This is a genomic window from Polaribacter batillariae, from assembly GCF_017498485.1.
Taxonomy (GTDB): Bacteria; Bacteroidota; Bacteroidia; order Flavobacteriales; family Flavobacteriaceae; genus Polaribacter; species Polaribacter batillariae.
Map to the genome: position 1 here is coordinate 347,017 of NZ_CP071795.1, position 11,717 is coordinate 358,733.

General features: G+C 30.9%; 13 protein-coding genes. 8 read left to right on the forward strand and 5 right to left on the reverse strand.

Annotated features, from left to right (window positions below):
- Positions 1-31: 31 nt before the first annotated feature.
- A complete protein-coding gene (locus JL193_RS01575) occupies positions 32-469 on the forward strand; it encodes a DUF1853 family protein (protein ID WP_243456804.1) in 438 nt (145 codons plus the stop codon).
- Between the two features lie 825 nt (positions 470-1,294).
- Here the strand turns inward: JL193_RS01575 and JL193_RS01580 are convergent.
- The 5 genes from JL193_RS01580 to JL193_RS01600 all read right to left on the reverse strand — a co-directional run bounded on the left by JL193_RS01580 (position 1,295) and on the right by JL193_RS01600 (position 6,702).
- Positions 1,295-2,278 carry an IS30 family transposase gene (locus JL193_RS01580; protein ID WP_207970543.1) on the reverse strand — a complete coding sequence of 328 codons (984 nt, stop codon included), beginning with the start codon at positions 2,276-2,278 and terminating at the stop codon, positions 1,295-1,297.
- A 109-nt stretch (positions 2,279-2,387) separates the two neighbouring features.
- Positions 2,388-3,509 (reverse strand): efflux RND transporter periplasmic adaptor subunit, encoded by a 1,122-nt coding sequence (locus JL193_RS01585; protein ID WP_207972167.1) that lies wholly within the window; start codon positions 3,507-3,509, stop codon positions 2,388-2,390.
- A gap of 19 nt (positions 3,510-3,528) precedes the next feature.
- Positions 3,529-4,773, reverse strand: a complete 1,245-nt coding sequence (locus JL193_RS01590) for an ABC transporter permease (protein ID WP_207972168.1) — start codon at positions 4,771-4,773, stop codon at positions 3,529-3,531.
- Positions 4,774-4,775: 2 nt separating this feature from the next.
- Positions 4,776-6,008: an ABC transporter permease gene (locus tag JL193_RS01595; RefSeq protein WP_207972169.1), complete on the reverse strand. Its 1,233-nt coding sequence runs from the start codon at positions 6,006-6,008 to the stop codon at positions 4,776-4,778.
- A 1-nt stretch (position 6,009) separates the two neighbouring features.
- Positions 6,010-6,702, reverse strand: a complete 693-nt coding sequence (locus JL193_RS01600) for an ABC transporter ATP-binding protein (protein WP_207972170.1) — start codon at positions 6,700-6,702, stop codon at positions 6,010-6,012.
- Between the two features lie 183 nt (positions 6,703-6,885).
- On the opposite strand from JL193_RS01600, the gene JL193_RS01605 reads away from it, so the two are divergent.
- The 7 genes from JL193_RS01605 to JL193_RS01635 all read left to right on the forward strand — a co-directional run bounded on the left by JL193_RS01605 (position 6,886) and on the right by JL193_RS01635 (position 11,625).
- Positions 6,886-7,302: a thiol-disulfide oxidoreductase DCC family protein gene (locus JL193_RS01605; protein ID WP_207972171.1), complete on the forward strand. Its 417-nt coding sequence runs from the start codon at positions 6,886-6,888 to the stop codon at positions 7,300-7,302.
- A 36-nt stretch (positions 7,303-7,338) separates the two neighbouring features.
- Positions 7,339-7,998: an HAD family hydrolase gene (locus JL193_RS01610; RefSeq protein WP_207973357.1), complete on the forward strand. Its 660-nt coding sequence runs from the start codon at positions 7,339-7,341 to the stop codon at positions 7,996-7,998.
- Between the two features lie 114 nt (positions 7,999-8,112).
- Positions 8,113-8,316, forward strand: coding sequence for a helix-turn-helix domain-containing protein (locus tag JL193_RS01615; protein WP_207972172.1), 204 nt, complete (start codon positions 8,113-8,115; stop codon positions 8,314-8,316).
- 1 nt (position 8,317) lies between these two features.
- Positions 8,318-8,596: a hypothetical protein gene (locus tag JL193_RS01620; protein WP_207972173.1), complete on the forward strand. Its 279-nt coding sequence runs from the start codon at positions 8,318-8,320 to the stop codon at positions 8,594-8,596.
- A 39-nt stretch (positions 8,597-8,635) separates the two neighbouring features.
- A complete protein-coding gene (locus tag JL193_RS01625) occupies positions 8,636-10,150 on the forward strand; it encodes a hypothetical protein (protein WP_207972174.1) in 1,515 nt (504 codons plus the stop codon).
- A gap of 1 nt (position 10,151) precedes the next feature.
- The gene (locus JL193_RS01630) at positions 10,152-11,051 is read left to right on the forward strand and encodes a DNA adenine methylase (protein WP_207972175.1); all 900 of its coding nucleotides are present in this window, start codon (positions 10,152-10,154) and stop codon (positions 11,049-11,051) included.
- Between the two features lie 175 nt (positions 11,052-11,226).
- Positions 11,227-11,625: a DNA methyltransferase gene (locus JL193_RS01635; protein ID WP_207972176.1), complete on the forward strand. Its 399-nt coding sequence runs from the start codon at positions 11,227-11,229 to the stop codon at positions 11,623-11,625.
- The last annotated feature ends 92 nt before the right edge of the window (positions 11,626-11,717 follow it).

The window sequence follows — 11,717 nt, forward strand, 5'->3', positions numbered from 1 at the left end:
TAAGCGTTTATACAAAATTTTAAATCATCTATTGCATAATTCAGGTTTATTAGAAAAACTAACAAAACTCAAAGAAAAACAGCTACCACTTCTCTATTCCTATGAATGTTTAGAATTTTTAAAAACCCTCAACCTAAAACCTGATAAAATTGAACAACAGGTTTATTTTAAAGCGCAATTATTCTTTCCTTATGTAAATAGAAACATCCATTTAAAACAACTAAACAACAATTGTATTGTTGGTTTTTACATCAACAGTAAAGAATTGCATCGATTTAAAGGTTGTAAATTTTACATACCTACTAAAAAAGATTGGTTGATTACCCCTTACACCAACGTGAATTGGCTTAGTTATAGAGATTTTGTAGTTTCTTCTACAGCATCTTTAAAAAGACAGTTTTCTCTTTTGTGTTGGCTAAAAAAAGAAAATGGCGAAATGGAAAAATTCTTTTTGGTTTGGTGGGCTTAGTAACAAACTGGAGGTAAAAAACTACAGAATTTAATTGTGTAAAACCGTAAAAAGGATTTCAAAAAAACACCTAGCTTTTCATGCTGTAAGCATCTAACAGAAACAGTAGATAAGACTCTTTCAGAGTGACAAACTGGACGTATTAGAGTAACAAACTGAACGAATCTGAGCAACAAACTGGATGTAAAAAACTACAGGACTTAATTGTGCAAAACCGTAAAAAGGATTTCAAAAAAACACTAGTTTGTTATGCTGTAAGCATCTAACGAAAAAAGTGGGATAAGATTCTTTCAGAGTGACAAACTGGACGTATTAGAGTAACAAACTGAACGAATCTGAGTAACAAACTGGAAGTAAAAAACTACAGGGTTTAATTGTGCAAAACCGTAAAAAGGATTACAAAAAAACTCCTAGTTTGTCATGCTGTAAGCATCTAACGAAAAAAGTGGATAAAACTCTTTTCAGAGTGACAAACTGGACGTATTAGAATGACAAACTGAACGAATCTGAGTAACAAACTAGAGGTAAAAAACTACAAGGTTTAATTGTGCAAAACCGTAAAAAGGATTTCAAAAAAACACCTAGCTTTTCATGCTGTAAGCATCTAACGAAAAAAGTGGATAAAACTCTTTTCAGAGTGACAAACTGGACGTATTAGAGTAACAAATTGAACGAATCTGAGTAACAAACTGGAGGTAAAACTATATAAAATCTTTCATTTATAACGATTGATCTTAATTTCTTAATGGAACCAAAATCAGTCTTATTGTATTCAAAAAAAAGGAATTTCACGAATGAAATTCCTTTTTTTTATCAATCGTAGATTCAAGTACCAAGTGCAAGTTTTTGATTTTGGTTAATAAATTGATAAAAAACCTCTTTAGGGGTTCTGTATCCTAACTTTTTTCTTGGTCTATTATTGAGTTTGTTTACCGTTTCAAAAATATCCTTTTGTTTGACATTATCCAAGTGTTCATTTTTTGGGAAATATTGTCTGATAAGTTTGTTCGTATACTCGTTAAGTCCACGTTCCCAAGAGCTATAAGGGTGAGCAAAATAGACATCACAATTTAATTTTTCTGCTATTTTTTTATGTCCTGCAAACTCTTTTCCATTATCATTGGTAATTGTTCGAACCCATTTTTTATGTGGTGCTAAAGTGTTTATAGTCATTTTTGTAATCATATCTGCTTTTTTTCCTGTCACATTTTCAATCCATAAAAAACTAGAATAGCGATCTACAATGGTTAATAAAGCTCCTTTATGGTCTTTTCCTATAATTAAATCAGATTCTAAATCACCTACTCTTTCTTTGAGTTCTACAATTTTTGGACGTTTTTCTATAGACACTTTATCGGGTATTTGTCCTCTATTGGATTTACTTCCATACCTTTTTTTATATTTTTTTTGACCTGTTCGTAGTTCTTTATAAAGCAATCCTCCTTGTCTTTTATCTTGCCAAACATATTGGTAAATTCGCTCGTGAGAGACCATCTGTATTGCTTTAAGTTTACACCAACCAACTATCTGTTCTGGAGACCATTGAAATTTAATCATTTTTTCTTTGATTATTTTTTTCATTTCCGTTGAAAAAATAGTCTTATAATGGCCTTCTTTTTTACGCTCATCAGCTAATTTTTGTGCGTGTTTAGCACTATAAGTCCTAGGTTTTGAGTTCCTTTTCAATTCTCTATAAAAAGTACTTTCATTAATACAAAGTGATTTAATAATCTCTTTTTTACTAATTTTTGCCTTAAGCATTAATTCTATTGAGTACCTTTGTTCGAAAGTTAATTGTTTGTAGTTCATATCACAAATCTTTGACTTTTTTTGGACTTTTCCTAACGGGGTAAAACCCGTAGGAAAATCCTATCAAAAACTTGCACTAGCATTTGAATCTAGGAATTAATCTTTAGCATTAATTCTCTTTCTTTTTAACGTCTTTCGAAGCTTTGTTCCAAATTTTTATTTGATCTTCTTCTGTAACTCCATCTAAAACTTCTACATTTACCCCATCAGAAGTTCCTAATTTAAGAGTTACTTTTTTAAAGCTACCATCTTCTTGTTTTACTTCTACATAAGGTGCTTCTGTTTTTTTATCGAACCTTAATAAGCCTTCTTTTATCGATAAAACACTGTCTTTTTTCTCTAAAACAATGTCTGCATTTGCACTGTATCCTGCTCTAATAAAAAAATTATCGTCTAAAGAAACATCTGCTTTAATTTTAAATTGTACTGCACCACCTTCTTCTGTTCCTTTAGGCGCAATAAAATTTAGTTTTGCTGGAAATTTTTTTCCTTCTATCGCCCCAATTGAAACTTCGATATCTGAACCTTTTATTAGTTTACCAACTTCAGATTCGTCCACTTTTCCTTCAAAAATCATTTTATTCATATCTGCAATCGATGCAATTGTTGTACCTGCATTAAAGTTGTTCGATTGTATTACTTGATCGCCTTCTTTTACAGGGATTTCTAAAATTGTACCAGACATTTGTGCAATAATATTTGTATTTGCAGAACCTCCAGAACCTCCAGAACCTGCAGAACCTCTTTTAATAATTAAATAATCGTTTTGAGCATTTTTTAAATCTTGCTTTGCTTGATTGTATGTTAATTCTACATTTTCGAATTCTGTTCTTGCAATTACGCCTTTATCGAAAAGATTTTTAGTTCTCTTGTAAGAAATTTCGGCATTATTTAATCTTATTTTTGCGTTATCTACTCTACCTCTTGCACTAATTAAAGATTGTTCGTTTGGCACCACTCTTACAGTTGCAATTAAATCGCCTTTTTTAACTTTAGAACCTTCTAACAACATAATTTTATCGATAATGCCTGTTATTTGTGGTTTAATTTCAATTTCTTCTAAAGGGGTTACTTTTCCTGTAGCCACTGTTTTTTTAACAATTGTGGTTTTAAATGGAGTTTCAGTTTCGTATTCTACAATACTTTTCTTGTTCTTTTTTCCGAACCAAATAAGTGCTGCAATAAACAATACTGCAATAATTGCTAAAATAATTTTTGATCTCTTACTCATGATTTGTTGTTAATTGATTTTATTCTTCTCTTAGTGCTTCTATTGGTTTTACTACTGTTGCCATATGTGCAGGAATTAAACCTATTAAGGTACCTAACACAATTAGTGTCGCAAATGCGATTAAAATAATTGGAATGTTTACTGTTGGGTTTATTAAAGTGGCGTCTTCTCCTTGCCCAAATGCAGAGTCTATAGCATATAATACAGTGCTTCCAAAAATAATACCTAACATGCCTGCAATGGTGGTTAAAAAAACCGATTCTAAAATAATTTGTTGTCTTATACTTTTGGGTGTTGCTCCTAAAGCTCTTCGAATTCCTATTTCTTTTGTTCTTTCTTTTACCGTAATTAGTAAGATATTTCCAATGGCAAAAACACCAGCAATTAATGTGGCAATTCCTACGAACCATGTTAAAAACTGCATGCCTACTAAAAAGCCAGTAACTTTTCCTATTTCTTTACCTAAATTAACACTTCCAAAGGCTCTTTCGTCTTCTGGATGTACTTTATGCAATCCTTTTAAAGTTAACAGCACATCTTTTTCCATTTGCTCGATATTGGTGCCTTCGTTGGCTGTAATCATCATCCAATCTACTTTATTGGCAGTATTATATACTTTTTTAAAAGTAGTAAAGGGTATATAGGCACAATCGCCATCGAAATCTATAGTGTTCGATCGTTTGTAAACTCCAATCACCTGATAACCAATGGCATTTATTTTTATGTATTGCCCTATTGGCATTTCATCTTTATCGAACAATTGCTTGTACATATCTTCTGATATCACAGCTACTTTTGCTTTATTTAAAATGTCGTTTCCGTTTAAAAAACGACCATATATTAATTGTTTTTTTTGAATTTGATCTAAAACAGGATAATCTCCACTTACCTGAAAATTACCTGATTTAAAGTCTTTTATGATTAAATTATTGGTTTGATTTCTTGGGGCTAATAGTTTTATTTCATCTGCATATTCCGATTTTAAAACATCAATATCGTTCATCGTTAAACGAAACCTTCTTCCTTCTTGAAAACCTTTAAAAGGCGTGTCTGTAGATTGGGTCCAAACAAAAACACTATTGGTTGCAAAGTTTCCAAAAAGTTTATTAAAACTATTTTCTAAACCTCTTGCTGCACCTAATAAAACCACCAAAAGAAAGATACCCCACAAAACACCAATAATAGTAATTGCTGTTCTTACTTTATTTTTACGAATGCTTCCGTAAATTTCTTGCCAAGTATCTGAATCGAATAAAAATCTCATATTTAATCTGCTCTTAATGCTTCTATAGGTTTAATATTTGCAGCTCTTTTTGCTGGTAGGTAACCAGCGATTAAGCCTGATATGATTAAAATTACTGTTGCGCCAATAACAATACCAGAACTTACACTTGGGTCTTTTATAAAATAATCTTCTTCTAAACTGTTTCCTACTAAACTTAAGATGTATGTTCCTAAAGTTAAACCTACATAACCTGCTAGTGTGGTAATTAAAACAGATTCTTGCACAACCATACCCACAATAGAAGATGGTTTTGCGCCTAAAGCTTTTCGAATTCCGAATTCTTTGGTTCTTTCTTTTATTACAAAAATCATAATATTAGAAATTCCTATAATACCTGCAATTAATGTACCCGAGCCAATAAAACCGATAATTAAAACCAAAGCAAACATTACAGTACTAATAAATTTATTTGCTTCTGCCATATTTCTAACAGAAAGTGCACTTTGGTCGTCTGGATGTATGTCTAATCTTTTTCGCAAATCTCGTTCTACTTTATTTCCAAAAGCAATGGCAGCATCTGTACTTAAATTAGGGTTATATCCTAGATTTATTTGACTAATATAATCGTTGTTTCCATACATGCGTTGTGCTGTGGTTACTGGCATGTATGCAATTCTTTCTTCATTATCTCCTCCTTCATCAGAAAAAATTCCAATAATTAAAAAAGAACTTCCATTTACGTTTACTCTTTTTCCTAGTGCTGGTTTTTCGCCAAATAAATCTTTTTTAATTAGGCGACCAATTACCAAAACTTTCGATTTTTCTTGAAGGTCTCTTTCGTTTAAGTATCGACCTTCGTCGATGATTGTTTTTTCTAGAAATTGATGGTCTGGGTTTACAGCTCTAATATTATAAGTACTCGCTTCACTTTTGTATTTTATACTAAAATTTTTATAAATTCTTGCAGATTGATATTGAATTTTATCTTCATATTCGTCTGCAACAAAATTATAATCGCCATTTCTTAATTGAATTCTTCTACCTGTTTGAAGACCTTTATAGGGTTTTGAAGTTTTCCAAACTCGTACAAACATAGAGTTTTGGGCATCATCTGCAAAAGCGCCCTTAAAAAAATTGCCAAGTCCGTTTGCAACACCAAACAATAAAGTAAAAAGTAAAATGGCAAAAGCAACCGTAAAACCAGACATTACAGAACGCAATCGATTTTTATTAATGCTTTGAAAAATTTCTCTCCAACGATCTAAATCAAACATATTAAACTACTTTCGCTGCTTTCGTTAATTCGTCACTTATAATTCTACCATCTTTTAGGCGAACAATTCTTTTGGTTTGTTCTGCAACTTCTTCTTCGTGTGTAATTACGAAAACCGTCATTCCTTCGTCGTTAATATCTTTTAACAAATCCATTACAGAATCTGTTGTGGTAGAATCTAATGCTCCTGTAGGCTCGTCTGCCAAAACAACTTTGGGTTTTGTAACCAAAGCTCTTGCAATGGCAACACGTTGTTTTTGACCACCAGAAAGTTCGTTAGGCAAATGTTTTGCCCAGTCTTTTAAACCAACTTTATCTAAATATTCTAATGCAATTTCTAAACGTTCTTTTCTACTTATTCCCTTATAATACAAAGGCAAAGCAACGTTTTCTAAGGCTGTTTTGTAAGAAATAAGGTTAAACGATTGAAAGATAAATCCTAAGAATTTATTGCGCAATTGCGCCGCTTTTTTCTCATTCATATCTTTAATTAATTGTCCGTTTAAGTAATAGTTCCCTTCGTCATGAACATCTAATAAACCTACAATATTTAACAATGTCGATTTTCCAGAACCAGAAGAACCCATAATAGATACGAATTCGCCTTCTTTTATATGTAAATCTATTCCTTTTAGTACGTGTAAAGAATCTTTTCCTATAGGATAAGACTTGTGTAGTTCTTCAATTTTAATCATCGGTTAGTTATTTTATAACGAAAATACTAAAGCTATTCATAGCAATTACTAATTTTTTGTTAAAAGGAATTGCCTATTACAGAATCAAATACAACCATAAGACGCTTCAAATAAAATATTGTTACAAGATTTTTTAAAAAAGTTAAAGTATCTTTGCTTTTTACTTAATTTTATTTGTTTATAATGATTAATATTCCTAAAAATAAAAAAGTAATTTTGTTTGATGGTGTTTGTAATTTATGCAATAATTCTGTGATAAAAGCCATTAAATACGATAAAAAAAACACGTTTTTATTTGCTTCTTTACAATCGGATGCTGGAAAAAAAATTACCCATTATTTAGGAATAGATACTACAAAAATCGATTCTATTATTTTATACGAACCCAATGTTTCTTACGATGTAAAATCGACTGCCGCTTTAAAAGTGATGAACGATTTTGGAGGAATTTGGAACCTAACAAAACTTTTATGGCTTTTTCCTGAAGCATTTAGAAATTTCGTTTACGATGTTATTGCCAAAAATCGTTACAAATGGTTTGGAAAAAAAGAAAGTTGCATGATACCTACACCAGAGTTAAAAGCCAAGTTTTTAGAGTAAAATTAAAGAATAGAAAAAATACGTTTTATAATATTGATGAAAAACTTACCAAAAGAAATAAAATGCGTAATCTTTGATATGGATGGCGTTATTATAGATTCCGAAGAAATACATAAAAAAGCCTATTACGAAACCTTTGCTTCTTTAGGTGTGCATGTTTCAGATAAATTGTACAAATCTTTTACAGGTGCTTCTACCATAAATGCTTTTCAAAAATTGGTAGCTCATTTTAATTTAGATAAAAACCCAGAAACACTCGTTTTAGACAAAAGAAAGCGCTATGTAAATTTCTTTGAAAACGACCCGAATTTACATTTGGTAGAAAATGTCGAAGAAATTATAAAATATTTCTACCAAAAAGGCCTCACTTTAATATTAGCATCTTCGTCTGCAATGGTAAATATAAATCGTGTTTTTAATCGGTTTAATTTAAACAATTATTTTGCTGCAAAAATCTCTGGAGCCGACTTAAAAGAATCGAAACCCAACCCAGAAATTTTTAACAAAGCAGCGAAGTTGGCAAACGTACCAAAAGAAAATTGTATGGTTATCGAAGATTCCGACAACGGCATTAAAGCCGCAAACGATGCAAATATTTTTGTTTTTGGCTATGCCAATAAACTCTCTGAAGGACAAACTTTAAAAAATGCAGATGCCGTTATTCATAATTTCTTGGAACTAAAAAAAGTGATTTAAAAAAATGTTTTTACTGTTGATTTTCTGCGCTATTTCTTAAAATACAACGAAAATAATCATCATAAAACAATCAATTTTTCTATCTTTCAACCAAATTAACAAAAAGGTTTTAAAATGAACCGAATAAAAGAAGTTTTAAAAGACAAAGGAATAAGCCAAACTTGGCTTGCAGAGAAAATGGGCAAAAGTTACCCAACTATTAACGAGTATGCAAGAAACAAAAGACAACCGAGTTTACAAGACTTATATAAAATTGCAGAAATACTTCAAGTCAACGCAAAAGACTTGTTAGTAGATAAAAACAATACTGGGAAATAAAATGAGCAATCAACAAAAAATAACAGGCAATATACAACCACCTAACAAAGATTTGGAAATACTAAAACAAAACTTTTCGAACTGTTTCGATAAAAGCGGAGCATTTGACTTCGAAAAATTTAAAACCCAACTTTCTACCACCGAAATTAACTTTTCTAAAGAGAGTTATGGCATGGACTGGCTGGGTAAATCGTATGCGCGTTTATTGGCCACAGACGAAACCACTACCCTATTAAAAGAAGTTGGCGGTAATTTGAGGAAAACCATAAACAATCAATAATTTAAAACTTTTATCTTTGTTTTCCTATACTAAATAATTATGAGTAAAAAATATACAGCAAAAAGAATAAAACTTGACGAACTCGTTTTAGATAAAGAAAATCCAAGGTTTGCCGAACTATATAATGGTAGTGATAAAGAAGAAGAAATTATAGAATATTTATTATGGACTGAATCAGCCAACGAAATTGCGGAGGCAATAACAACTGCGGAGGAATATTATGATGACAGACCTCTATGGGTTTATAAAGACAATGGCAAATATATTGTAAAGGATGGTAATAGAAGATGTTCAGCGGTCAAAGCTTTACAGCATCCCAATTACTATAAATTAAGCCATCCAAAATTTGAAATTAAAGAATTACCTGTTTTAGAATACAAAGAACTAAATGATTTAGAAACACGTATTAGACTAGAACATAACAGTAATTTGTTTAAAAAATGGGGTAGAATTGCAAAAGCAATTGAGATTTACAGGTTATTTTCTTCTGGAAACTCTATTGACTCATTAACTGAAATAGATTCTAAACCTAAAGATTTTATAAAAACTGCAACCTTTTACCATAAAGCAGTAGAATTAAAAGGCGAAGACTTCAAAAAGTTAGTTAGAGAAGGAAGAGGAAAAACAGGTGGTAAAACAATTATCTTTGAACGTCTTTTTAGAGAAAGAAAACATTGCGGTTATAGTTTTAAAAATTCTGGCGAATTATTTATCAAAAATAAAGAGCTTTTTGAATCCTACATAAATGCAATTGTTCCTTATTTAATTGACAACCCAGACACAACATCTCGAACATTAGACGAAATATATAAGAAAGGTAACTCGTTTTTAGATTTGTTAAAACCTTACGGATTTCCGCCAGATACGAAGCCTTCAACAACAAATTCAAACTCTAGTAGCAATTCATCGAGTGCTAGTTCTTCAAACTCAAGTAATAATGGGAATAATACTAACGATGGGAACGATGGAAGTAATGGACAATCTACCAATAATTCGCAAAACAACAATTCATCAACTAACACTAACTCTGGCGGCTCAAGTAATAATCAAAATACAACTAACACAAGACATAGTGTAAAAAGTAAACCTGCATTAAAAAGAAAACAAATTCCTAGTGCTTTAAAAAGACTAATTGAAGAAACCTACAAACTAGACCAAAATAATTTTGCTAATGCAAAAACTGCTCTTACTCGAGTATCTTTTGAATGTACACTAAAGTTTATCGTTGAAAATACAAATAAGACTAATGGGAAACCGATAAATACTTCTAATCATTTTGCTTTAGCATACAAATCAAAAAGTCATAAACCTTTACCCTACACAAATTTTGATATATTAAAAACAAAATTTACAGAACTCATAACGAATACAGGAATCCGTAAAGCATTTGAGGATTTCGATTTACAACGTTCACATCAAATAATTCACAACTACAGAGTTGGTGCTGTACCAGCTGATGCTAAAGGCATTTGTGATAACTTAATTGATTTAATTGAGTTTATGTTACAAGACGAGAATGATTTGTTAAACTCAATTGATTTAGCAAAATTATAATATGTTCTATTCACCATTAAGATATCCAGGAGGTAAAAATAAACTTTCGGCTTTTATTGCTAAAATTTGTTTAGATAATAATATCAATGGCCATTATGTTGAACCATATTCAGGAGGCGCTTCTGTAGCTTTGTTTTTACTTATCGAGGGTTTTGTTCAAAAGATTACGATAAACGACAGAGACCGTTCAATTTATGCTTTTTGGCATTCAGTTCTAAATAAAACTAACCAATTATGTGACTTGATAGAAAATGCAGAACTATCAATAGAAGAATGGAAAAAACAAAAAGCAATTCAATCAAATAAAAAAAAGGCTGATTTACTTGATTTAGGTTTTTCTACATTTTATTTAAATCGTACTAATCGTTCGGGGATTATTAACGCAGGAGTTATGGGTGGAATTGAACAGAATGGGAATTATTTAATGGATTGCCGATTTAATAAAACCGAATTAATACAAAGAATAAGAAATATTGCAAACCACAAAAAAAACATACGTCTTTACAAAAAAGATGCTGTCAAATTAATTGACAAAATAGAACAAGAAGCCCAAACGGACAATGTAGTTTTTTATTTCGACCCACCATATTATCTAAAAGCAAGTACACTTTATATGAACCATTACGAAGATAAGAACCATAAAAAAGTTAGTGACAAGATAAAGTCTATTCAAAACATAAAGTGGATAGTTTCTTATGACAATGTTCCAGAAATACAAAAACTGTATACAGAATATCCAAAAAAAGAATTTTCATTTAAACATACAGCTTATGAAATTAGAGAAGGCCAAGAAATTATGTTTTTTAGCGAAAATATTATACAACCAGAAATCAAAGATTGGAATCCACTGAATTTTAAACTGAAAAGAGGAAAAACTACCGTCAACATTGTGTATAAGTAATAGCGGTTTAAGTGATAAAACGAAAGTATAAATATAAAAGAAAGGTCTGTGCTAAACTGAAAAGTTAGTGCGTAGAAATCCGCTACTACTCATACACTAGACTGATAAAACATTTAATCAAAAAAAAGAAAACGCAACCTCTGAAAACTTATTGATAAAAGGCGACAACCTAGAAATGCTAAAGCATTTAAGCAATGCCTATTACGAAAAAATAAAAATGATATACATAGACCCAACCTACAACACAGGTAGCGATGGTTTTGTATATACAGACGACCGTAAATTTACTGTAGAAGAACTACAAGAATTAGCAGGAATTAGTGAAGAACGTGCCAAACGCATTTTAGATTTTACACAAAGTAAAAGTAACTCTCATTCTGCTTGGTTAACCTTTATGTACCCTAGATTGTATATTGCCAAACAATTGTTAAAAGAAGATGGGGTTATTTTTATTTCTATTGATGATAATGAAGTCGCTCAATTAAAATTGTTGATGGACGAGGTTTTTGGGGAAGAGAATTTTGTAAGTGAGTTTATTTGGGAAAAGAAAAAGAAACCTTCTTTTTTTACATAAAAATGTTGGTAAACTCTCTGAATATATTATTTGTTGGCAAACATTTGAAAAAACAATTTCGTAAATCAACTAACAGCAGAAAAAATAATTAT